Origin of the sequence: Dictyobacter kobayashii, assembly GCF_003967555.1 — a bacterium.
GTDB lineage: Bacteria > Chloroflexota > Ktedonobacteria > Ktedonobacterales > Ktedonobacteraceae > Dictyobacter > Dictyobacter kobayashii.
Genome location: NZ_BIFS01000002.1, coordinates 604,359 through 627,511, shown reverse-complemented (window position 1 = coordinate 627,511; position 23,153 = coordinate 604,359). Strand labels below are relative to the sequence as shown.

The 23,153-nt window shown below is 51.2% G+C and carries 16 protein-coding genes and 1 pseudogene; 7 read left to right on the top strand and 10 right to left on the bottom strand.

All coding sequences use genetic code 11. The features are described 5' to 3' along the window. Positions 1-32: 32 nt before the first annotated feature. Complete coding sequence (locus EL645_RS29475; RefSeq protein ID WP_126555377.1) at positions 33-1,079, bottom strand: Stp1/IreP family PP2C-type Ser/Thr phosphatase; 1,047 nt, start codon at positions 1,077-1,079, stop codon at positions 33-35. A 4-nt stretch (positions 1,080-1,083) separates the two neighbouring features. Continuing rightward, positions 1,084-1,461, bottom strand: coding sequence for a PadR family transcriptional regulator (locus EL645_RS29470; RefSeq protein WP_126555374.1), 378 nt, complete (start codon positions 1,459-1,461; stop codon positions 1,084-1,086). A gap of 222 nt (positions 1,462-1,683) precedes the next feature. On the opposite strand from EL645_RS29470, the gene EL645_RS29465 reads away from it, so the two are divergent. Further along, positions 1,684-4,137: an amylo-alpha-1,6-glucosidase gene (locus EL645_RS29465; protein WP_126555371.1), complete on the top strand. Its 2,454-nt coding sequence runs from the start codon at positions 1,684-1,686 to the stop codon at positions 4,135-4,137. A 61-nt stretch (positions 4,138-4,198) separates the two neighbouring features. Here EL645_RS29465 and EL645_RS29460 read toward each other — a convergent pair whose 3' ends face one another. Together EL645_RS29460 and EL645_RS29455 are read right to left on the bottom strand one after the other, a co-directional pair. Next, complete coding sequence (locus EL645_RS29460; RefSeq protein ID WP_126555368.1) at positions 4,199-4,963, bottom strand: SDR family NAD(P)-dependent oxidoreductase; 765 nt, start codon at positions 4,961-4,963, stop codon at positions 4,199-4,201. Between the two features lie 195 nt (positions 4,964-5,158). Next, positions 5,159-7,213, bottom strand: coding sequence for a GMC family oxidoreductase N-terminal domain-containing protein (locus tag EL645_RS29455; protein ID WP_126555364.1), 2,055 nt, complete (start codon positions 7,211-7,213; stop codon positions 5,159-5,161). A gap of 443 nt (positions 7,214-7,656) precedes the next feature. On the opposite strand from EL645_RS29455, the gene EL645_RS29450 reads away from it, so the two are divergent. Both EL645_RS29450 and EL645_RS29445 read left to right on the top strand, forming a co-directional pair. Further along, entirely contained in the window at positions 7,657-8,016 is a 360-nt protein-coding gene (locus tag EL645_RS29450; protein ID WP_126555361.1) for a cupin domain-containing protein, read from the top strand. A 249-nt stretch (positions 8,017-8,265) separates the two neighbouring features. Then, complete coding sequence (locus EL645_RS29445) at positions 8,266-10,026, top strand: hypothetical protein (RefSeq protein ID WP_126555358.1); 1,761 nt, start codon at positions 8,266-8,268, stop codon at positions 10,024-10,026. 10 nt (positions 10,027-10,036) lie between these two features. Here EL645_RS29445 and EL645_RS29440 read toward each other — a convergent pair whose 3' ends face one another. Then, entirely contained in the window at positions 10,037-10,921 is an 885-nt protein-coding gene (locus tag EL645_RS29440; protein WP_126555355.1) for an NmrA family NAD(P)-binding protein, read from the bottom strand. Positions 10,922-10,980: 59 nt separating this feature from the next. Then, entirely contained in the window at positions 10,981-11,448 is a 468-nt protein-coding gene (locus EL645_RS29435; protein ID WP_136625314.1) for a nitroreductase/quinone reductase family protein, read from the bottom strand. Between the two features lie 277 nt (positions 11,449-11,725). Here EL645_RS29435 and EL645_RS29430 point away from each other — a divergent pair, with 277 nt between their 5' ends. Continuing rightward, a complete protein-coding gene (locus EL645_RS29430; protein ID WP_161977794.1) occupies positions 11,726-12,328 on the top strand; it encodes a TetR/AcrR family transcriptional regulator in 603 nt (200 codons plus the stop codon). A 68-nt stretch (positions 12,329-12,396) separates the two neighbouring features. On the opposite strand, the gene EL645_RS29425 is transcribed toward EL645_RS29430, so the two are convergent. The 4 genes and pseudogenes from EL645_RS29425 to EL645_RS29410 form a co-directional block, all read right to left on the bottom strand. Continuing rightward, a complete protein-coding gene (locus tag EL645_RS29425; protein ID WP_161977793.1) occupies positions 12,397-13,533 on the bottom strand; it encodes a HEAT repeat domain-containing protein in 1,137 nt (378 codons plus the stop codon). Positions 13,534-13,648: 115 nt separating this feature from the next. Then, positions 13,649-14,887: a HEAT repeat domain-containing protein gene (locus tag EL645_RS29420; RefSeq protein ID WP_371865835.1), complete on the bottom strand. Its 1,239-nt coding sequence runs from the start codon at positions 14,885-14,887 to the stop codon at positions 13,649-13,651. Positions 14,888-14,993: 106 nt separating this feature from the next. Then, positions 14,994-17,309, bottom strand: coding sequence for a HEAT repeat domain-containing protein (locus EL645_RS29415; RefSeq protein ID WP_126555340.1), 2,316 nt, complete (start codon positions 17,307-17,309; stop codon positions 14,994-14,996). Positions 17,310-17,739: 430 nt separating this feature from the next. Then, a pseudogene (locus tag EL645_RS29410) lies at positions 17,740-19,103 on the bottom strand (phenylacetate--CoA ligase family protein). A 250-nt stretch (positions 19,104-19,353) separates the two neighbouring features. On the opposite strand from EL645_RS29410, the gene EL645_RS29405 reads away from it, so the two are divergent. The 3 genes from EL645_RS29405 to EL645_RS29395 all read left to right on the top strand — a co-directional run bounded on the left by EL645_RS29405 (position 19,354) and on the right by EL645_RS29395 (position 22,315). Next, a complete protein-coding gene (locus EL645_RS29405) occupies positions 19,354-20,322 on the top strand; it encodes an aldo/keto reductase (RefSeq protein ID WP_126555337.1) in 969 nt (322 codons plus the stop codon). Between the two features lie 350 nt (positions 20,323-20,672). Then, the gene (locus EL645_RS29400) at positions 20,673-21,800 is read left to right on the top strand and encodes a ParM/StbA family protein (RefSeq protein WP_126555334.1); all 1,128 of its coding nucleotides are present in this window, start codon (positions 20,673-20,675) and stop codon (positions 21,798-21,800) included. A 20-nt stretch (positions 21,801-21,820) separates the two neighbouring features. Continuing rightward, on the top strand, positions 21,821-22,315 hold the full coding sequence (locus EL645_RS29395; protein ID WP_126555331.1) for a hypothetical protein: 495 nt from the start codon (positions 21,821-21,823) through the stop codon (positions 22,313-22,315). Positions 22,316-23,153 lie beyond the last annotated feature (838 nt).

The following is a 23,153-nucleotide window of genomic DNA, read 5'->3' as shown; positions in this document are numbered from 1 at the left end:
GCCTCCCTTTTTTTGTCTGCTACTGGCAGTTATTACGAAATTTTGACGACGATGGCTGTGATGTTATCCGGGCCGCCGTTTTCATTAGCATGCTCAATCAGGCGTTTAGCGCTCTCTTCAGGAGGATAGCTGGTGACTATCTCTCGCATCTCTGCTTCCGAGATCTGACCATGCAGGCCATCGGTGCATAGCACCAGTGTATCGCCTGCTTGAGCATCGGTCGCGGTCATCAGGTAGACTTCAACTTCCGCATCTGTACCCAGGCTGCGTGTAATGATGTTGCGGTTATCGCTTGTGCGGGCCTCTTCTTCACTCATCAGCCCTTTGCGCACCTGTCCGGCTACCCACGAATGATCTTCTGCCAGTTGCTTAACTTCCTGGTCGTTGATGAGATAGGCCAGGCTATCCCCTACATTAGCAATATATAAGGTACGATCTTTGACCACCATCACAACACAGGTAGTGCCCATGCCGACTTTTAACGGATCTTCCTTGTCATCTGAGGAGATTTTGGCCTGGCTCTCTTGATAAATGGTGGCGTTGGCATGTTTGATCGCGTTGATAAGGGAGGTAGGAATGTCATTGGCGGTATCCTGATAATAGGCTTCGCGGATCAATGTGACCGCCATCTGGCTGGCGATTTCTCCATGGGCGTGTCCACCCATACCATCGGCGACTACAAAGAGCGCCCCCTTCTGATCTAGAATAGAACGATCTTCCGGTAATACTGAAATCAGATTATCTTCATTTAAGGCACGTTTACGACCAATATCGGTAAGTTGTGCGACCTGTAATTGTAAGGGGGCGTTTAGCATGCTATACTCCTTATCATGCAAGAATATATGTTTTAAAGTAAGAAAATGTTCAATTGATACACTTTTCATAAAATCATAAAAGACGGTACCCCATAACGGAAAAAGTCGAGCCGTGCCACCTGTGCGTACCTCCTCGCGGCAGCAGTCACGGAATGCTTGCGCCATCTCCTGACCAAATTCGCGCCTGAACTCAGATGGATAGGCCAGGAGAAGCCATTGGTAGAGCCGTTCGGAACAGGATTGCATCCAGTGGAATGACGCCATACTTTTAAGCCTCTCCTTGTATCAAGTGCTTCATCTGAGCGATCTGGACCAGTTTGGCCAGGCGTTTAGCCTCAGCCCTTACCACGCGTTGTCCCAGGTCGGTCAGGCGATAATAGCGACGGCGCTCATCATCAAGATCGGGATCTGGCCGTGAGCCGGATTCCTCTAATAACCCATCATTCATCATACGTTTGATCGAGCCATAAAGCGTACCTGGACCCATATGAACCTGGTTATTGGTACGCCAGGCTACCTCTTGCATAATACCGTAGCCGTGGCGCTCCCCATCGCTCAAGGCGAGCAGGATGTGGAAGACCGCAGGTGTCAATGGAAGCAGTGACTCTGGTTCCTGCTGATTCTTTTTGATGATTTCCTCCTCCATTAACCTGTATATCCGCTGTAGATATATCCGCTGTAGATATATTAACCTGGAAAAAGGCAATTGTCAAGAGGATTTCTCATTGTATTGTTCAGACCCATTGCCAATGTTACTTCTGTATGTGCTACGCAGTGCAATATTAAAACGTTTTGTTGGCCTCAGCCGTGCAACTTAAAAGCAATAAAATCTGCTTGCTTGAAAGCCAGCAATAAGGAGAAGTTAGAGATGGTTCAGACTATCCCGAAAGATACTGCAACCTTTTTTCAGGAGCTTGCGGCCGTTAGCTATAATCAATGGACCCATGGCATTAAAGGGACATGTTGCTTCGATATCGCTGGATTTGGTCGTCGCTACCTTACGATAGATGATGGTAAACTTGCACTCACCGAGCAGATGGATGACTCAGACACTATCATTAGCGGTGATCAAGCTGTTTTTGATCCTATTGTTCGTGGTGAGCGAAATTTATTAACCGCCTATCTGCGGGGAGAAATCAATTGCTCAGGAAGCCTGGCTTTGTTATATGTGGTGCAGCGTCTCTTTCCACCCCCTCCTCGGTTAAAGCAGGAGCTTCAGGCAGTGGAAGAAACCGCGCCGCGCTCAAAATCGATATTAGAGGTTAAAGAGGAAGAGAGCGAAGAATTACCTCCAACGCCCACGCGAACTGTCAGTATGATTAGTGGTTTTACTTTTGTGGTCAGCGATGAGCGTGGAGATATCGATGCTTCTCCTATCGATACCCAGGGCTTGTTTAGTGCTGACATGCGTTTCCTCTCACGCTGGAAACTTACAATCAATGGCTTTTATCCCCGGCGGCTGGCCACCGATGAGCAACACTATCACTCGGTACAATTTTTTCTAGCCCCGACGACAGGTACTATCTATGTCGATGCCTCGCTCTCGGTTATTCGCACCCGCACAATCGGCAAGGGCTTTCATGAGCAATTACGCATCCTCAACCATTCCAACGAGCCGGTTGATCTGAATGTGCGTATTGAGGTGGGTGCTGATTTTGCGGATATCTTTGAGATTAAGGATGCTTTACAGAAAAAGGGTCGTTACTCGCACCAGATTGAGGATCAGCGGCTGGTGCTCAAGTATCAGCGTGAGAGCTTTGTGCGTGAAACATGGATTGAATGTATAACCCCTGTAACCATTAAACCCGATAGCTTTAATTTCATCGCCCATATCGAACCACATGGGAGCTGGACGGCCGATCTGGATGTTATTGTCGCCAATACTGGTATTACAAGGAACACGGTCTCTATGGAGGGGGATGTCAGAACCGAGATGCGCAATAACGTCCACGAGTGGGTTGCGGCCACCCCCGATCTTCGTTGTTCATGGGATGAATTAGAGCATATCTATCAGCAGACCTTGATTGACCTGGCTGCGTTGCGCCTGTACCTCAAGTCATTGCCGGGCGAGTCTCTACCAGCGGCGGGTTTACCCTGGTTCATGGCGGTCTTTGGGCGCGATAGCCTGATCGCCAGCTATCAGGCGCTACCCTTTGTGCCCGAACTGGCTATGTCGACACTACGCAATCTGGCGTTTCGCCAGGGCTGCTATATTGATGATTTCCGCGATGAAGAGCCAGGGAAAATTATTCACGAGTCGCGTTTTGGTGAATCGACAGCTTTTGAGGAGCGTCCTCATTCTCCCTATTATGGGGCCGCTGATTCTACTCCTCTGTTCCTGATTGTGCTGGATGAGATGGAGCGCTGGACCGGCAATAAAGAATTAGTAAAACAGCTGGAATGGAATGCCCGCGCGGCCCTGGAATGGATTGATCACTATGGGGATCAAGATGGCGACGGCTATATAGAATATAATAGCCGCAACAAAGTATCGGGTCTGGTGAATCAATGCTGGAAAGATTCCTGGAACTCTATCCTGTTCGCAGATGGTTCAAACTCGCGCTTGCCACGCCGGTTGTGTGAAATTCAAGGGTATGTCTACGATGCCAAGAAACGTTGCGCGCGCCTTGCGCGCGAGATCTGGGATGATCCAGCCCTGGCCGAGCGGCTGGAGCGAGAAGCGGCCGAGCTGAAGCAGCGCTTTAATCGCGATTTCTGGCTTGAGGATCGCGGCTACTTTGCGCTGGCCATCGATGGCGATGGCCGCAAAGTTGATTCCCTGACCTCAAATATCGGGCACTTGCTCTGGAGCGGGATTGTAGATAAGGATAAGATCGAATTCTGTGTCCGTCATTTGATGGGCGCGCGCCTCTTCTCAGGCTGGGGCATCCGTACCATGGCCGAAGGAGATGGGGGCTATAATCCCATTGGCTATCACAATGGAACCGTGTGGCCGCATGATAACTCGATTATTGCCCACGGGTTAGCGCGCAACGGCTACTGGCGCGAGGCGGGTCAGATTACGACCGGCATCTTACAGGCGGCCAACTACTTCCATTATCGCCTGCCAGAAGCCTTTGCCGGTTATGAGCGTGAGTTGACCGAGTATCCAGTTGAATATCCAACGGCATGCAGCCCGCAAGCCTGGGCCACCGGTACGCCACTATTGCTCCTGCGCACAATACTCGGCCTCGAACCAATCTCTGATTACCTTATTGTCAATCCACATTTGCCCGAACAGATCGAGGAACTGACATTACTCAACATTCCTGGTCGCTGGGGCACCATCGATGCCTTTGGGCGCAGCAAAGGCAATGGCTGATACTTCGAACGTTACAGCAGCCAGCACTCGGTCTGGCTGGCCGAGTGCTGGCTGCTGTACTTTAAGCCATGCCGCCGGTTGCATGGATTACCTGTCCGGTAATCCAGCCACCTTCATCAGAGGCCAGAAAGGCAACCACATTAGCGATATCCTCAGGAGTGCCAACCCTGCCCAGTGGAGAAAACTTCTTCATCTGCTCATCCATTGATAATTTTGAGTCGGGATCTGCATAGAGGTCTGCATATTTTTCATACATATCGGTGCGGGTGGCACCAGGCGCGATAGCATTGACCGTAATACCGCGTGGGCCCAGGTCTACCGCCAGATTGCGCGCAAAGGATTCATTGGCCCCTTTGCTACCCCCATAGACGGCGTGGTTAGCAAAACCTTTGCTGGCGCTAATCGAAGATGTACAGATCATGCGGCCACCATTATTCATATGTTGGGCTGCCTTCTGCATGGCAAAAAATTGTCCACGGGTATTGACCGCAAATGTACGATCAAAGTCCTCCACTGTAACCTCTTCCAGGGTGCCGAAATGTTCAATACCAGCATTACAGACCAGAATATCTAATTTTCCTAGTTTCTGTACGACTTCTGCCATCAATTGTTCAATCTGCTCCACCTGGCTCATATCAGCTTGCACCGCGATAGCGGTCCCACCCTGTCGTTTTATCTCATCCACTACTTTCAGCGCATCATCTGGCTTACTACTATAGTTGATTGCCACCCGGGCGCCTTCTTGTGCCAACTTGAATGCGATGCCGCGACCAATACCACGGCTCGATCCGGTCACCACGGCAACTTTGCCTGCTAATCTATTCATGTTCAACCTTTCTTGCTATAGCAATTAAATGCAACCACAATCATTCTTCCAGCCACGTTTTTCCGTGGTTTTTTGTAACACCGCTATGTGATGTACTGGGAGATGCTTTGGTTGCAAGGAAAAAGATGACATGTTGAGGAGGAAACACAGAGAGAGATCAATGACGAGCAGCCCATCGTTGATCTCTCTCTGTGTTTAGAGGGTGGTTTTGATGTATTGGGCGGCCTGGTGGGCGAGCCCCATGATGCTGAGCATGGGATTGACCCCGCTGGCGGCTGGAAAAACGCTTCCGTCACAGACGAAGAGTCCCTGGACGCCATGCACCTGGCTATGGGCATCGGTGACCGATTGGGCTGGATCTTTACCCATGCGGCAGGTGCCCATCTGGTGCGCGCTATACATGATCAGGCGATTGACGCCCAGTCCATTGCGTTCCAACTGGCGATCGAAATGTTGCCAGGCTCGCTCGCCCTGATTGTCCACTTGCTGGCGCGTGAGCTGTGAACGCTTGCTCTGTAGTGAAACCACCTCGTTAGCTCCGGCGGCGAAATGGACGCGGGCCGCCTGGCGCAGACCATGTAATAGATGCTGGCGATCAAAGACAGATGTGACATAATTGATCACTGGCTCCCCATGGCGATCCAGGGTGACTGTCCCTTCGCCTTTGTCGCGCGTCAGGATAATAATAGTGGCCAGGTAGGCCGAATAGGACATACTCTCGCGATACTCGCGGGCCGAATGCCAGGGTGTGCCCATGCCCAGCAGGCCCGGGTGGGTTGGTGCTACCTCTAATTTATACCCATAGTTATCATGCAGGTGCCCGAATTGATTGCTATAGGCTGACTGCATCACCCCTTGCCATGGATAGACCTGCTCGGGATAGCGTCCACCGATAGTGCTGGTAGGATGCAGGTGCAGGTGGCGTCCAATATGCTGGTTGGTCAGACCTGAACGTAGCAGGATAGCTGGTGAATGGATGGTGCCGGCCGCCACGACGACGGTGCGGGCGCGTATCGTCAGCCGCCGGCTGGTATTCGACTCTGGATTATATACCGTAGCCTCGACGCCTGTGGCCCGCCCCTGTTCGATCAATACACGCTCGGCACTGCAATGCACGATGATGCGTGCGCCGTGCTCGTAGGCATCCTGTAAATATGTTTTCAGCGTGGATTGTTTGCAGCCAAAGCGACAACCAAAGCCACAGGTGCCACAGCGCTGCTCGCAGTCGACCGCGTTGCGGCGCAGGCTTTCCGCATGATAGCCAAGGGCCTGCGCGCCATCAAAGAGCAGTTGATTCTGGCGATTATGGGCGCTATTAGCCGTGTTGATCTGGATACGCTGCTCGACGGCGGCAAAGCTCTCCTGCAGCGCGGTGCCAGTGAACACATCGGGGAGGCCCGATAGCTGTTCCCATTCAGCCAGAATGTCTGGTGGCGTGCGGAACGAGGTATCCCAGTTCACAATCGTGCCGCCTCCCAGTGTGCTGCCGGCCAGGATGGCGATGCCCATATCTTTTGAGCTCAGCAAGCCACGTTTGAGGTAGAGATCAGCCATCGCCTGGGCCTCTTGCAAGGTAAAGTCGGCCTCACTCTGATAGCCACCTTTTTCCAGTACAATGACATTTTTGCCTGCCAGGGCGAGCTCTCCCGCGACCACACCACCACCCGCGCCAGAGCCAATCACTACCGCATCGCACTCCAGGATACTATCCTGTTCAATCGTTAGCGGCTTCAGGGGTCGTGGCGCTGCTGGAGGCGGGCCAGCCGGTTGATAATCGAGTGCCTCCCAGCTTGGATTATGTCCATGGGGATCAGGGGTCGCATAGAAAAGGAAACCGGTGAGCCGTTTAAAGACCTGGTAGCCCTGGCGCAGTTGTGCCAGGGGACTATGTGCCATGGCCAGCAAATACTTTTCACGTTGCTTAAAAGATAGCGCAGCAAATGGGCGTGGGGCCCCTGCGAGTAGCAGGCCAGTGGCGGGACTGCGCAATAAAGCCAGCAGGCGCCGGACATCTGCGCGGGCCTCTTCATCTTCCTGACCCAGCGTCTCTGCGATCAAGAGCGCCAGGTGGAGATCGCTGGCGCTGGCGCGATAGTAGGTTGCCTGGGCCTTATCACTGTTGGCTGGTGGGTCCAGCGTTGGGAAGAACGTCTCACAAATAGCTTCTAAAACACGAAACTCATCATCCGCGAGCCAGCTGGCTGCTGGTGATTGTGTATTGGTCTGCGGCGAAGACGAGGTGACATCCATGGCGCCTCCTTTTTGGTGATCCTATCCCGAAAATATTACCTTGTCCAGTTGAGCACTAACGTCAAGTATAGCATATGAAAGGTTGTCTATAGACGCGCCTTTTTTAAGGATAGTGTAGGCGAAATTGATCCATATCAATTATACTGTTAGAGAAGCTATCAATGTTATCTACTGGTCGCAGACCAATGAGTTTTGCGGGGCTTTTTCATGTTTGTTCAGAGCTCGCAGGAAGATCACGAGCAAGCGATACGAGGTCCATTCTTGGTGTGGAGTGTTTGGTGGGCGGCCGCGGCCGCCCACCAAACACTCCACACCCGGCGCCGCAGGCGCCAAAGGAAAATTAAAAGCTCTGTGAGTTTTGCGCCAGACATTGTGAAGCTGGTGTGCCAGTGATAGTATAGATGACCTCTAATCGTAGCAAAAAATGAAAAGGTAATGTAGATATGTTGCAAAAAGTAGAGCACGGCAGTATCTTCCCACGCGAAGATGGAAAAATCATTGATGAACACTTTGGGGTTTTGAATACAAAACAGGATGGCTTTAGCCTGGCACATATGCTTGCGCCGGCCGCCTGGCGCGAGCCCGCCCAGATCGCGGAATTCGATGAAGTGGTGATCGGTGTCCAGGGCGTCCTGGCCGTCGAGGCCGATGGTCAGCGGGTCGAAGTTGGCGCCGGAGAAAGCTGTCTGGTTGGCCGTGGCACGCGCGTCATTTATAGCAATGCCAGTGAAGTTGCCCAGTGCGAATACTGGTCCCTCTGTATGCCCGCCTTTCGTCCCGAGCGCACCAAAATGGAAGCTTAATAAAAACAAAGGCAGCAGAAAAGAGAATCGTACAGGTTCGGGAACAAGCCCTCGAACCTGTACGATTCTCTTTTCTTGTTATCTAGTTCTTATTTTTGATTAACCTTTTAATCTTATGTAGAATCGATTTGAGCTTATCATGCGTACATTATATGAAGCTTATATTAATGCACTTCAATTTAATCATTTTATCACCATGAATCTATGATTATGTTCTTTTCTATCTTTGCAGGCAGGGAGCGCAAAATTATGCAGGATACTATAGGCACGAAAGAAATGAAGCGCCTGGACCCGATCTGGCGTCAGGTCTGGGTGGGGCGTATCTGGAAATTTTTATGGTTGGCCTATACAGTTGGTTACTTGATCTTTTATATCGCTATGCGTAGCTGGCAGCAACAGGGATTCTATTTCTTATTGCTGGCCTTTTTTAATATGTTGGTCTCGTTGATCATTGTCGCGAATGAGTTCAGACAGGAGCACTATTGGCGCCGTATTGGCGAACGACGGCAGGCCGCCTTGCAAGATCCGACGGCTTTGCGGGCCCGCAGCCAACCGGTTGAGACCGAGCTGGCGCTGCAGCTTCCGGTCACGATTCGCCTGCGCTGGAAGCGGGCCTTCTGGATTGGTGGGCTCGTCATTCTTCTCATTATGGTTGGTGCACCATTGATTTTAGGTGTCTATCTGGGTGGCGGACAGCGGATTAATTTTATGGCACTGGCAATCGTTTTTGGCGTGATGGCTGGCATACTCTTAATAGCTTTTTTGCTGGCCTACTTCTTTTTCTTTCGCTACCAGCCGCAAAGCATAGAATTGACTGATGAAGGGATCACCACGCGTTACTTGCGTCACCAGAGGAGCTTACGCTGGGAAGAGGCTCGTGTCTTCGCACAATACCAGCGCGGCGTGTTTAATCGCAATATCAGTGGCATTACCTATGAACTCTCGAATGCGCAGACCGTAGTGCGCTGGTCGCAACAAGCAATGACGGCTACTTATCTCAGGGTTGAGAGCAACCAGACCAGTAAAGATGATTTTAACTGGTTGTTGAACCAGGTAGCGGCCTATGTCGCGCAGCGTACCGGTCTCCCACTACTCGATTTTAATGATCAGCAGCCAGCCGGAAAAGGCGCTGCGCAGGCAAATATGCAGGTTGATCCCTTGACCCCTCATCTCACCTTGCGTAAAGAACAATTGCTTGCCTTTGGACTGCTGGGAGCTTTCGCCATCATTCTGATTATCCTGGCTATCTCCGGCAACCTTTTCCCAAACTTGCAGCATATGTCGTCTGGAACATCCAATGTATTCACAGGTATGATGCTTATCGGGGGTATCCTGATATTGTTGAGCGTTGGATTTTCGCTCTGGATTTTCCTGATGGCACGCCGTTACTGGATGCGTATAAATCAGCGACGCACGCTTAGCGCTCAGGAGCCCGCCCGCTATCAGGTGCAGCCGCAGCTACTGGCTGTCAATACGCCTCCACAGCCAGGCAAATTGAAACTTCAGATGAGTCGCGGTTTTCTCTTTGGCCTGACTTTTGGCATATCGTTTATCATAATCTTTGCTTTAATGGAAGCCTTGCTCAGGCAAACTGGACTTTACCTGTTGATCATTTTACTGGTAGCTGTATTCATCTCCTTGTTCTCTTCTATTGTCACGATGGCGCTTACTGGCAAGCGCTATCAACGCAGAATCGAAGTATGGTCTAATGGCATAACCTCAAGTATCAGTGTCCTGGAAAGCCAGATGGGCTGGCAGGAGGCACGCCGCTTTCAGCGTTACCGTGGCCTGCGCCTCTTACCCGGACGTGCGAAGCTGGAGATCTACGAACTGGTTGGCGATAATACAGTGGTACGCTGGCACTGGATGCATAATCGTCTGCGCTTTGTAAACAGTGAGCCGAAGATGAGTCCAGAAGAGTATGATCAGTGGATGGAGCAGATGACCGGTTATATCATTGAACGTACCGGCCTGCCCCTGCTGGATCTGGATACCTCGGACCAGCCATAGCATCAGCAGGCTATACCCACGATTGTGTTTGCCAGCGCTGGCGATTATTCTGGATGAATTGTGCCAGCGAGGTTCCTGGATGCCCGAGGATCTGTTGGAGTTTCTCTGTTTGTTCTTCGCCCTGGTGTAGCCGCGTCGCGGTATACTCGATGGACATGAAGATGATCAGGAACAGAGAAACTCTGCGCTGGCGCATACGCCACCAGAAGCGGGGTAGCGAAGGGTGTGAATAGCGTATGGGTGTTTGCAAAACCTCGGTGAAGATTTCGGCGACCTCAAAGAAGTTCAGCGCCTGCGGTCCGGTGAGGTCGTAGGCCTGATTTTTGTGGGCTGCTGGCTGCGCGAGAATCTTGATTACAACCCCGGCAATGTCACAAGTGTCAATCAAGGGCATTCTCCCTTTGCCCGCCGGAATAAAGATCTCCCCGCGCGTCGCGATGTCTACCCCATGCGTTGGATCTTTGCGGATAAAGTTTTGCATAAAGTAACTGGGACGCAGAATGGTATAGGTGATCCCGCACGTCTCCAGGTAGCGCTCAATAGTATAGTGAGGCACCAGCTTCAGGGTTCCCCCGACAGGCACAGAAAGGAAGATAATATGCTGGCAGCCAGCCTTGATCGCGGCATCAATGAACGGTATGGTCTGTGTCCGCGCCGCATTTGAAGAGCCCTGAGCGCTGACCAGAAAAAGTATCTGTATATCCTTGAGGGTAGCCGACCAGCTTGAGGGATCGGCGAAGTCGAAGCGGACGCTCTCTATTGCCGATCCAAACTTTGCTTGAATGGCCGCTGGATTGCGCGATGCCGTGCGAAAGGGCGGGATTGGATCATGCTGTAGCAGCTGGCTCACAACTTCAGAGCCCACATTTCCTGTTGGTCCCGTTATGACAAACATAATATGTTCCTTTTAGCCAACCTATGGCCCATGCGCTGCGTTTTGACGCCTGATTGAGATTAATGGAGATCGATGCGCATCATCGTAAAGCGTTGCGCGGCTTCATGAATTGCTATTGGATCAAGCTCACCCGCCGCGTTCTTCTGGACCTGGAAGGCGCGGGCAGCATTCGGCAGACGCCCAAGATACCGTTGCAGCTCCTGTTCAGTGATGGTTTTGTCCAGAATAACATTTGAGCTGCCCTGATATGTTTTCCCTTTGACCACCACTGAGACCTGAGCATTGTCGCGCAGGTTCCTCCACCACTGGTGGTCTGTGAACAGGGTGATCTGCTGGCCGTCTTGCATATAGCCTACAGGCGTCGTAAACTGTTTGCCACTCTTGCGACCTCGAAAGGTAATGAGCATGAGCTGTGAGCTTATCATGCGATGAAGCGGTGAACGCAGTACGACCTTCAGTAGTTTATTAGCAATGCCAGGAACTCTTCCGGGTGGAATACCTGGATTATTGGTGGCTTCGACCGTCATGGTAATCGTCTCCTTCTCACCTCTAGCGGCTATGTTGGCCTGCTCACCCTTAATACCAGGGATCAAATGGCCATCTTGCTCATAGCTAAATATTGTCTTCCCATTTGTGTTCAGTTATACTTATGCGGACACATATCCACTTATTCGCTGCTTCTAGCATAGTGGACAACTGTCCACTTGTCAAGATAGAGATTAGTAAAAATTGGAGGAAGAAAGCTATGAGCGAGCCAAAAGATAGCCACTTGCCCCCTATCCTCCTGTATTGTCGTTTGGATCGGTGGAGGAGAGGCGCGACGCGGCTGAACATCGACAGCGCATCCTGCAAACTGCGCGTCGTTTATTTGCCGAGCAGGGGGTTGACCAGGTGGGCATGTACCAGATTGCTCGTGCCGCGCAGGTGGGCCAGGGGACCCTCTATCGGCGTTTTGCCCATAAAGGCATACTGTGTCAGGCTTTGTTAGAAGAGAGCTGCGTAAACTTGCAGACAACGATTTTAAGCTACCTGGAACAGACGGACAGTGAAGGGGTGCCGGTATTTGAGCAGATCAACTATCTTCTGCTTCAGCTCATCACCTATACCGAGGAGAACGCACCCCTGCTGGGAGCGATGCTGGATGCCTCCAGCGGCGACCGCCGTACACAATCCTATCACAGTCCTTTCTATCTCTGGATGCGTGAGCTTTTCCTGGTTCTACTCACTCGTGGCGTCATGCGGCATGAACTGCCCGAACAGGATCTAGACTATGTCGTCGATGTTATGCTTGCTCCCCTTGATATTGATTTCTACCACTATCAGCGCCATGAGCGCGGTTTCAGCCAGCAGCGCATCGCCGCCAACCTGCGCCAGTTCCTCGCCCATGGCCTTAACCCAAATCCTTGAAGAAAGGTGAAAACCGTCCGTGCTCTCTTGTGGTCGTATGCTTGCTGCTCGTTCGAAGATGTATCAACTTATTCATCTTCCATGCCGTTTTCGTAGGATAGAATTTGGGCCAGCGCGGCATCGGCGGCCTGGCTGACCTGGTTAGATTGGGGATCGTGACGTAGTTCCAGCAGCCGGCGGATGGCGCGGTCGGGAATATTGCGATGGATCGCGCCCAGCGAGCGAGCGGCTTCCATACGTGTTTCCCAGTATGGATCATCCAGGAGATCGATCAGTAGATTGAGCACCTCGGGCGTGGCCCGGCCGATCTGACCGATGGTGGCGGCGACTCTTTGCCGCATGAACATAGTAAAGATACCACTGACCGGAGCACCACGTAGAATGGCCTCAGCGTGTGGCGCGATCCTATCACGGAACACCTCTGGATATGTTTGATAGAGTATCTTTGCGGCTGTAGTATTGCCAATATTCTTAAGCAGGAGATCCAGCGATATCTGAGAACCGTATTGAGCCAGTAGTGTTAGCTCTACGTCATTAAAAATTCGATCTTCACTGGTGTAGTGTAAGAACGTTTCCAACGGTATCAATGTAGAGATATCTACTTTCAGCTCACTCAATGTGTGCATGGCTTCAAAGCGGGTTGCTGGATCTTCAAGGGAGGCCAGCGCGATGTCAAGCGAGGCATTTTCTCCTAATTTTTCTAATGCTTCCAGCACCTGATTGCGCACGATGGGACGTGTATCGTCTCGGGCGAACTCAATCAGCCTTGCAGGAGCCTTGCGTACAAGTTCGGAAAGAGCATCATCCGCTATACTTTTGATTTCACTGTCATCATCTTCTAGTGCCTGTACAAAGATATTGACTGGCGCATAGAGTGGCATGTTACTGAGAGCATGAAACATTGCCGGACAGATATCGCCATCAGCATTGTGCAAGCGTGCCAGCATCTCATCGAGAGGAGCGTATGCCCCTAATTTTGCGAGTGCCTGTGCTGCTTCACGACGATCTCTTTTGAGATCTACTGGATGATCAAAGAGCGTTAGCAGTAACTTTACAGGTGCATTTTCACCCATATAACCTGCCAACGTGATCGCATAATACCTTAGAACTGAACCGTTAAGTGGGTTAGCATCCTCAAGCCAGGACAGAATGTAGGTTAATGGTATATTTTCTCCTTGAGCTGCTAATGCATTTTCAGTAATCATGTATAGTTCTGTGTCCCCTTGCTGTAGAAGATCGAACAAAAAATCAACAGGCATTTTGACGCCTAGACGAGTGAGTGCCCTGAGCGCGTTGTTGCGGACACTTAATGTCTCCTGTTCATTTGCTGCCAGGGAATATAATTGTTCTGTTGGGAGCGCGTTCGCTGAAGGCTCCCATTGTAAAAGCGGCTGATGCACGCATCTTTGCGTTGGAGCTGTGTAATGCTGGTAGCAGAAGGTCAACCGGCATATAGCTAGCCAGGTTTTGTAGCGATGAGCTTGCGCTGCTCCTTACCCAGTTGTTGGGATGCCCAAGTAGAGCGATCAATTCAGCGATCGGGGCTTGTGCGCCCAGGCGCGTCATTGTTTCCACCATCGCGTCATCAACTCCATAGAAACACCAAACCTGACCCAGTACAAAGTATTCTAGTGGGACGTTTATTCCCAGATGCGTGAGTGAGAAGAGTGCTTCAATGCGCACCTGTCTATCTCTGATGGGGTCTTGTAAAATATGCATAAATAGATTGATCGGGGCATCCTTTTGCATCATCTCTAGCATCTGGATGGCTCTCACCTCATCAGCAGAACGGTGCCGGGCCTCGTTCAACAGCAGGTCTGGTGTGATCTGTTCGTAAGAGTAGCGTAACATCTGGCTTCTCTGTTCGGCTTGTTCTTCATCGTCATATAGAATCCCGAGTAGCTGTGCCAGTGGAGCTTGCTTCCCCAACAAATGAAAGCAACGCATCAGACTTTTGAATGCTATGGTGTTGCTGCGGTACAGTCCTATGTTCGTGATTGTGAGAACGAGTTGTGAATCTACAGGGTGGCCCTGCCGAAGTAGTAGTTCTACCAGTGGAATAAAGTGCTCTGCTGCGTCCTTATGCAATTGCAGGACATCAATTATAGCCTGGTGCGGCACATATTTATGTAGTTGCAGTAGCACTATGGCAGCATTTTTGCTCACAAACGATATGGGAGAGTTGAGCAGTTGAAGCAACTCAGTAATTGGGGCGTCTGGCCCTAGCATAGTAAACAACTGTAGTATATCTTCTAATCTAATATAGAGGTGTTTTGTTAATGTATCTAACAGGATTTTCGGTGGAAGACATAAATGCAATATACAGGCCAGTTTTAGAATTTCCTGCCAATTGCTAATGTCGCCCTTTAGCAGTTGCTCCAACTGTTCAACTGTTATCCAGGTTGCCAGCATTGGTAATTTTTTACATAACTTGATCAAGGATCGAAGTGCTGCCTGGGTGACGTTTTCTTGATAGTCAGGATGGTTCTTGTTCAATGCCGTCAAAAGTGGTGGTACCGCAGCAACGTCTACAAAGTTGCCCAGGGCATCCATAGCCATCAGGCGCACGTGTACATCCTGATCCTGTGCAAGGGGATAATAGCCTCAAGTGGAACGCTCGTAATGTTTGCCTGGATAGTGCCTAATGCCTCCAGGCTTCCTGTTCTTATAGTTGGATTATTGTCATGTAATGCCCTAGCAATGGCGTTAGATCGGCCTGGACATCTAGTTGCTTCAGAGCTGTAATAGCGGCCTTCCTAATGTCACAGGAGTCACATAGCGCCTCCAGTAGTGGTTGGATCGGCATGGCCTTGCCGGTATGTCCAAGCGCGATAACTGCTGCCTGGCGTATGCGCTCATCTGTGTCCCGGGTCGCCTGCACGAGTGCCTGAATGGCTTCTGGTCCAGCCTGCCATCCAAGCACCTCGGCGGTTGCCATGCGCAAACGATAATAGACAGCAGAATCAAGCAGTGTGTCTATTAAGACCGCTGTGATTGATGGCTCCTTAGTCTTGGCTAGCAGGGTAGCTGCTCCTGCACGTAGTTGCCAGCGTTCTTGTGGATTCTGGAACAAGGATAGTAGTTCATGAACAGCCAGGGGTACTGTAAGTCTTTTGCTCTGCTTGATGGTGTATAGATTGATGGGGGCTTGTTCTGGAAACGCTAGCGCTAACACGCGGGCAGGAATCGTTATCACCCCTGAATTTTGCCAAAATAGTAGCGGATTATGCGGGCTGGCATTCTTGAAAATGTCTATTGCTTCTTGTTGCCAGGTCTGACTGAATGCCTGTTCTAAGCTCAAAAGTGCTGGCAAGATCAGGGAGATATCGATGGCCAGAATGGTGTCGAGGCATTGTTCTAGGCGCAATGTAGCTTGTCTGGTGTCTGTGAAAGCTGATGGCTTCCAGTCATCACTGGTCGAATTTAGTTGGTCTGCATCGATATGAGCTTGAAACAGAGTTGTGGCCCAGGTTGTGATAAGTTGTTGGATGGTCTGGCGCAGCTGTGGATATTGTTTGAGGGTCTGGAATTCCGCCAGGGAGTTGATGGCGAGCAGCAGGCAGAGATGGCCGGGGTCGCCATCTGGCGAGATATGCGCATTGGCCAGTTTCTCCAGCCAGAGCGCGGCTTTTTGGGAGCCAGCCTCTCCATGATCCTGTACCAGTATGCCGACCAGCAGGCGTAGGATCTCACGCCAGCGACTATATGTTCGCTTGCGCCAGGCGAAATCCCAGCCTTTCTGCGCGACCTGAGGATTATTATCCATCATCTGTTGGGCCAGTGCCACCGCTGCCAGGTATTCCTGGAACATCTGATGTTTGAAGCCGTAGGTTTGATCTCCCATCGCGTCCAACACGCCCGAGTTCAAAACAGCAGCTAGCCGCTCATACTGTGACGTTGCCCGCTCCTCGTGGGCGCTTACTTGCTGGAGGAGATCTTGAACAGTAAAGGTGCGGCCACGGGTTTGATAGAGTGCCAGCGCGATGTGAGCAAGCTGCAGGAGTAGCTGTTGGCGTTGGGACGTATCTGTGATGCGTAGATGCAGTATGACGTTGATGATGCTGGCATAGAGGGTGGCGCGTTGCGCAGGCAACATGCCCTGCCGCACATAGGCAATGGCGGCCAGGCTGAAGAGGAGCGGATTGTTGCCCCATTCGGCGATGCGCCGGTCGTGGTTGAGTGCGTGGATGAATGTCTCGACAGATGGTTGCGGAGTTTGCAGGAGCTGGCTTAACAGTGGCAGCAGGCGTTCGGCCAACTGGAGACGCAAGGTGTAATTCAGCGGTAGCAGGGTCCATTCGCTGAAGCGGCCCGAGGTGAACTGGCCGCCCTGATATTCGGTGAAGCGCGAGCCGATAATCCAGGTGCCACTGTAGAGGGTAGCGCTACGATTGATGATCGCGATTATCTCGGGTCGCTGTGCTGGCAATACCTCGTCCAGACTGTCCAGGCAGAGCACCGCCTGTCCATTAATGACGGCCTCAACTAGCACGGGAATGAAATCGCGCTCGATCTGCAATGTAGATAGCAGGCGTGGTAGATATTCGATTAATCCTGATCCATTACGAGCCAGATCTGGCAGTGAGATGAAAAGCGGCAAGGGGGCCTGCGGATCATGCAATGCATGCTGAATTGCCCGCTGGAGCATATCTTTTAGTAGCGTGGTCTTGCCCATACCAGGAGCGCCCAGGATGATCAAGCGGCGCTCCGGGCTGTTCTGCAGTGCTTCCGTGCCGTTCTGAGCCACAATAGTGCGTGCCTGGGATCGCCCCTGTCGTTTTTCTGCTTCTTCATCATCTGATTGTGTGGCATCCTTATCAAGATCGGTCTGAGAGTGTGAGCGCAGCTCCAGAGGTTGGAAGATGGCCTCTAAAGAGATGTCGTGATCGCCGGAGCTAATGGGAAGGGTAAGTGTCCCGTAGCGGGAGAGGAGCGCCCGTAAGTAGCGCTCGCGAGCCGTTTCATAGCTGGATAGAACCATATGAAAGGAGCTTCTCTTTTCTTTGCAGCGTTGTGCTACTTTTATTGGAGAGTATCATACGTGTATATCGCACACGCTTTTTCTATGATTATAACAGAAATATTCCTAAATATATAGCTCTTTTGTTTGGCCGTTCCAGCACGTAAAAGAGACAAGAACAGCGAAAACCCGTAGGTGCGGCCCTCAGCGGCCGCTTCGCCCCACCGTTTGTGGGGCCCTGTATCCCAGAGATAAAGCATGGCATGTCACCATCATCTCGGCCCACGCGGTGCCCAAAAGGGATTTCCGCTTTTGGGCACCGCGTGGGCCGAGATGATGGTGTATAAAGGAGCCGAGCGGCGAGGATACAGGGCCCCACAAACGGTGGGGCAAGCCGGGGCTGAGCCCGGCACCTACGGACGAAACGGATCGCGTGGGGAGGTGGATGGGTTCATGTTGGGCGTCGGTCGATGACGCGGATGGCTTTGCCTTCGCTACGGGGTAAGGTGCCGGCGGGTTGGAGCTGGACATTGATATGCAGGTGGAGCTCGGCATAGAGCGCCTGGGCGATACGTTTTTGCAGGTGTTGGACCTGCTCATCATGCGGCCAGCTGGCACTGTCAGATCCCTGGGTAGCGATGGTGGCCTGCACCGCTGGCGTCACCTCGGTCTGCACAACGGCTGTGTCCAGGGTATGTTCACGTTCTAACAGGATTTGATAGTACGGAGCCAGCTCCGCGAAACCAAGCAGGATGCGTTCAATCTCACCTGGAAAGACATTGATGCCACGAATGATTAGCATATCGTCCACGCGACCCTTGATCTGGCTCATGCGTATCAGGGTGCGCCCACAGGCGCATGGTTCGGGATGAGCGTACAGAGGTCGCCGGTGCGGTAGCGCAGCAGTGGCATACCTTCTTTGGTGATCGTGGTAAAGACGAGCTCACCTTCTGTACCATGCGGTAATGGTTCATCGGTAGCGGGATCAACGATTTCAGGCAGAAAATGGTCTTCGAAGATGTGCAGGCCACGATTGGCCTGATCGCTCTGATGACCCTGGGCACATTCCATGGCCACGCCAGGACCAATGATTTCACTCAGACCATAGATATCCAGGGCGCGCAGCCCTAATTTATCCTCAACCTGGCGGCGCATCTCGTTGGTCCAGGGTTCGGCACCAAAAATACCACATTTTAGATGCAGGTCTTGCGCCGTCATTCCCAGCGCAACCAGTGTCTCAGCGATCGTAAGGGCATACGATGGAGTACAACATAGCGCGGTCGCCTGCATATCGTGCAGGAAGGTCACCTGGCGCTGGGTGCTGCCACTGGACATAGGAACCACCGTTGCGCCTAAATATTCGCCTCCATAGTGGAGTCCCAGGCCGCCAGTGAAGAGTCCATAGCCATAGGCATTATGCAGTATATCGCCGGGCTGCAGGCCAGCGCAGACCAGGGAGCGCGCGCAGACCTCGCCCCAGATATCGATATCATGACGCGTATAGCCAACGATCTTGGCTTTGCCGCGTGTACCTGACGAAGCATGAATGCGGATCAATTGTTCGCGCGGCACCGAGAGCAATCCCAGGGGATAATGTTCGATGAGATCGTAGCGGGTAGTAAATGGTAGCTTATGCAGGTCAGCCAGATTTTGAATCTGTGAGGGTTGAATTTGCCCGGCGTCCATAGCCTGGCGATAAAAAGGGACGGCATTATAAACACGTTGGACGGTATGCTGAAGTCGCTTGAGCTGTAGCTGTTGGCGTTCTTCAATTGGAAGGTAATCGCGCGCGGCTACTTCTTTGTTCCATGCCATGAGAATTCTCCATTCCCTGTTGCAGCAGTGCAACATAACGGCGCTACTTTTAGCAGACGCTACCACTATAAACAACGTGCGCCTGAAAGTCAAGCTTGCATAACGTGTTTAAAAAGCTGCTACCCTCAGCCTCCAGGCCTGTTCAACAGCTTTACCAGGATAGTCGCCTGCCTGTCATTGTTAATCGGTGGAGGAACGTGTAACGAAAAAAGCTGATAAAAGCGAAGATACAGAAAGTTGAGGTTTGAAGATGGAGAAACGAAAGCTAGGCCGTTCGGGTCTGGATGTTTCTAACCTATGTTTTGGAGGGAATGTGCTGGGCTGGACCGCCGACGAACCGACATCCTTTAAGCTTCTGGATGCTTTTGTGGCGGCGGGCGGCAACTTTATTGATACCGCGGATGTCTATTCTCGCTTTGCTCCCGGTTTGCAGGGTGGGGAATCCGAAACTGTGCTAGGCAAATGGTTTAAGCAGCGCGGTAATCGCCGGCAGATCGTCCTGGCCACCAAAGTAGGCATGGATATGGGCCCGAGCGGCAAAGGCCTGTCGCGCAAACATATCCATGAATCGGTTGAGAACTCACTGCGCCGCTTACAGACCGATTACATCGATCTCTATCAGTCCCATACCGATGACCAGACCGTTCCGCTGGAAGAGACGTTGGGAACCTATGCCGAGCTGATACACCAAGGGAAGGTGCGCGCTATTGGTGCCTCGAACTATCAGGCCGATCGCTTATTGCAGGCGTTACAGGTCAGCGAGCAGCATGGCTATCCACGCTATGAAAGCTTGCAGCCTCTCTATAATCTCTATGATCGCGAGGACTATGAAAAGGAACTGGAGCCCCTGTGCGTAAAATATGGCCTGGGTGTGATCACCTATTTCTCGTTGGCCAGCGGCTTCCTCTCGGGTAAGTATCGTTCAGAGAAAGACCTGGAGAATAAGGCACGAGGCAATTTTGTGCAGAAATATCTCAATCCGCGCGGCTATCGAATATTAGCGGCGCTTGATGAGGTTGCTAAAGAGTATCACGCCAGTCCCACCCAGATCTCACTGGCCTGGCTACTGGCGCGTCCGAGTGTCACGGCACCTATTGTCAGCGCAACCTCGTTAAACCAGTTAGATGAGATTATCAAAGCCGCTGATATCAAGCTCGATCCAGCAGCTATTGAGCGCCTCAATCAGGCCAGTGCTGTAGGCGAGAAGTCACCCTACTAGCTTGCTGACGGTCTCTCTCCTGTGGAGTAGCTGAATTTTATATCCGATCCAGAATGGAGATCGTATGTCTACCTCACCTGGGATAGACATATGATCTCCATTTGTGTAAGAGGATGTTTTTAAGAATGGGAAGAGCATAGTGTTTTATGACGTATTAAGCTGTTTCATTTGTACTTGTGCCTTTCGCGCTTAATGCTGACATTAGTACCACCAGGGGGGTGAATGTTATTTAGATAGATAGATATCGTTGCACAATGAAAATGTATTATTTTTTACTAGTGGATTTGTATCACTATTCTTAATTTCTGATATCCAGGTATGACAAGACAAAAAGAAGAGAGTTCGAGTCGATGAAATGGTACCCTTATGGGCATGATTTTGGTAATGCCGAGATAGGTGGCGTGACTGTCATCAATGGGAAAACAGTCTCACTGAGTATTCCGACAGCTTTCGCCAAAGTTGATACGACCGCCCTGCGTAATCTGGGTGTGAATGTCGATCAATCAAACGTCCATGTTATGCAGTTAGAGGATGAAGAGGCGGCCTACGCGATTGGCGACCTGGCATTACAGCAGGCGATCGACGTCTATCATGGACGTGGTGACATTCAGCGTTATGCCAGCCGTTTTAGTTTGCGTAGCCTGCTTACAATTGCCGCAACCTTAATTCCTGATGCCGAATTTGGTATTTATGTCGTCACTGGCCTGCCAGCTGAGACCTATATCAAAAATGCCGCCTTACGTTCAGCGATCAAAGAGTCTCTGGATGGCACCTATACATTTACTCTGAACGACGAGAAGGCCCCACGCCGCGTGGTCGTCGAGGTCGCCACGGTCGTGATGGAGGGTGCTGGTGCCTTGATCGCCTATAACGATCGCTCTGGCAACAAAATGACCGAGAGCGCGGTCATTGACATTGGTGGTCGTACAACTGACCTGTATGTGGCGCGTGGACAGGTGCCTGTCGTTGAATACTGTAAGGGTAAGCCGGTGGGTGTTGAGATGGCCACTCAGATGATGATGGACTCATTTGAGAACAAGTATGATCGTCCCCTTTCATTGCTTGAAGCTCGCGAGATCATGCACGCCTACGCCGCCCAGTCTCAGGGAGAGATTGCCCGCTATCCAGAAGTCTCTTCATACGGGCAAACTATCGGTCACTATGATCTGGAGCGCCTCGTCAAAGAGGCCGTCACCCAGGTTGGTAGCGAGATCGTCTCCTTTGTCGCCTCCGCCTGGAGACAAAGCGACCGTGATGCAGTAGCGGCCAGTTTCAAACCGGTCTTAAATATTGGTGGTGGTGTCTTCTACTTCTATAACTTCCTCAAGAAACGTATACCCCATCTTTCCAGGCCGGATGATCCGGTTCACGCTAACTGTATCGGTTACTGCACACTGGCTGGTCGACTTTTGATTCGTAAGGTCCAGACCGGAAGCAGCAGTAGTAACGGGAGCTCAACCAGCATTCGTATATTCTAAATAGTAGGAAGAGAAATCATATGTCACAATCTTCATCAGAGAAATTTCTGTATTTCACAGTTGGTCTGTTGAAGGACTCTGAAGCGCTAGAGGCATTACGGCAGGATGCCGTTAAACACCATATGATTGATAACCCTGGACAATTGATCGCCTTACGTCTGACTGAATATTATGAAATGATGAGTAAGGGGATTGTCCAGCCGGTCGTCCGTGTACCAGCGGTCGTTGCGCCAGCCGGACCAGAGGTAAAATCAAAGCCAGAAGGTGAGGTAGCGGCACAGGTTCAGAAACCTGTGTCCGCTCCTGCTCCTGTACAATCGCCTCAACCAGTGCAGCCTGCGCAGCCGCAGCAGCCAGCCAGGTTTAACCCTCTTACTGCATATGAGAATGCGCCTGTGCGCCAGCCCACTGGTCGCATGCGTGCCATTATGCAAGAAGGTGATAATATTGTTTCTACCTCTTCAACTGCTGATCAAAATGCTGATGATGCGGCTGACTATTGGTCACTTCTCTAATCGCAGATTGTTTACGTGCGCATGCGCGCCCGAACAGTTTTTATAGTAAATCGCGGTAGGTGTGCTTTGCACACCTACCGCGATTTACTATAAAAACTGTTTTTTGAGCATCCAGGATGCTCAAATTTTTATTCACGTAATAGGAGTGGCAGGGAGGCGGCCTTGTGTCCTCCCTATCTATACCATTAAAGAGGAGTGGCAGGGAAGCGGCCTTGTGTCCTCCCTATCTATACCATTAAAGAGGAGTGGCAGGGAAGCGGCCGCGGCCGCCTCCCTGCCACTCCTCTTTAATTAAAAGCGAGCGCCGCAGGCGCGAAGCTTCACTTAAAAAATATATCCCATAAATAAGCTTGACAAGAGCAAGCAGAGAGGGGTATATTGACACAGGAAAAAGAATGTTTGTTTCACGTAATTCTAAAGGAAGGTAAGTTCGCTATGGACGAGGGCCCTGGTAGTCCTTTCCAGATTTGTTCAAAAATGTGTGTCCTTTCGGACACCAATAAGAGTGATATGTATAGGAGAGCGCTTAGCGTTTCTCTCTGCGCTGTGGCTGACTTGCTACGGAAGGAATATGCAATGCGCATATGATGTTTTTGCATGTTTTCCGTGAATTATGAGTTGCGCCACCATTTACGGTGGTTTTTTTGTGCCTTCTTTCATGAAGAGAAGTAAGCATGTAGGTCGCAGGGCATCTCTGTACATCACAAAGTTTCATCTGCCAATGACGGAAAGAGAAGGTTTTCTGGCATGAATGCCGATCCTGAACAACGATGCATAGTTGTTTATCTTTCAATAGCGTTACAGCGGGCAGCGCGAGTGATGATCCTGCAGGACCCTG

Bases quoted from the DNA above. Each gene is read 5' to 3' on its own strand.
- EL645_RS29475 (WP_126555377.1), bottom strand. From the start codon at position 1,079: ATGGCGTCATTCCACTGGATGCAATCCTGTTCCGAACGGCTCTACCAA.
- EL645_RS29470 (WP_126555374.1), bottom strand. From the start codon at position 1,461: ATGGAGGAGGAAATCATCAAAAAGAATCAGCAGGAACCAGAGTCACTG.
- EL645_RS29465 (WP_126555371.1), top strand. From the start codon at position 1,684: ATGGTTCAGACTATCCCGAAAGATACTGCAACCTTTTTTCAGGAGCTT.
- EL645_RS29460 (WP_126555368.1), bottom strand. From the start codon at position 4,963: ATGAATAGATTAGCAGGCAAAGTTGCCGTGGTGACCGGATCGAGCCGT.
- EL645_RS29455 (WP_126555364.1), bottom strand. From the start codon at position 7,213: ATGGATGTCACCTCGTCTTCGCCGCAGACCAATACACAATCACCAGCA.
- EL645_RS29450 (WP_126555361.1), top strand. From the start codon at position 7,657: ATGTTGCAAAAAGTAGAGCACGGCAGTATCTTCCCACGCGAAGATGGA.
- EL645_RS29445 (WP_126555358.1), top strand. From the start codon at position 8,266: ATGCAGGATACTATAGGCACGAAAGAAATGAAGCGCCTGGACCCGATC.
- EL645_RS29440 (WP_126555355.1), bottom strand. From the start codon at position 10,921: ATGTTTGTCATAACGGGACCAACAGGAAATGTGGGCTCTGAAGTTGTG.
- EL645_RS29435 (WP_136625314.1), bottom strand. From the start codon at position 11,448: ATGACGGTCGAAGCCACCAATAATCCAGGTATTCCACCCGGAAGAGTT.
- EL645_RS29425 (WP_161977793.1), bottom strand. From the start codon at position 13,533: ATGATTACTGAAAATGCATTAGCAGCTCAAGGAGAAAATATACCATTA.
- EL645_RS29420 (WP_371865835.1), bottom strand. From the start codon at position 14,887: ATGGCTATGGATGCCCTGGGCAACTTTGTAGACGTTGCTGCGGTACCA.
- EL645_RS29415 (WP_126555340.1), bottom strand. From the start codon at position 17,309: ATGGTTCTATCCAGCTATGAAACGGCTCGCGAGCGCTACTTACGGGCG.
- EL645_RS29405 (WP_126555337.1), top strand. From the start codon at position 19,354: ATGGAGAAACGAAAGCTAGGCCGTTCGGGTCTGGATGTTTCTAACCTA.
- EL645_RS29400 (WP_126555334.1), top strand. From the start codon at position 20,673: ATGAAATGGTACCCTTATGGGCATGATTTTGGTAATGCCGAGATAGGT.
- EL645_RS29395 (WP_126555331.1), top strand. From the start codon at position 21,821: ATGTCACAATCTTCATCAGAGAAATTTCTGTATTTCACAGTTGGTCTG.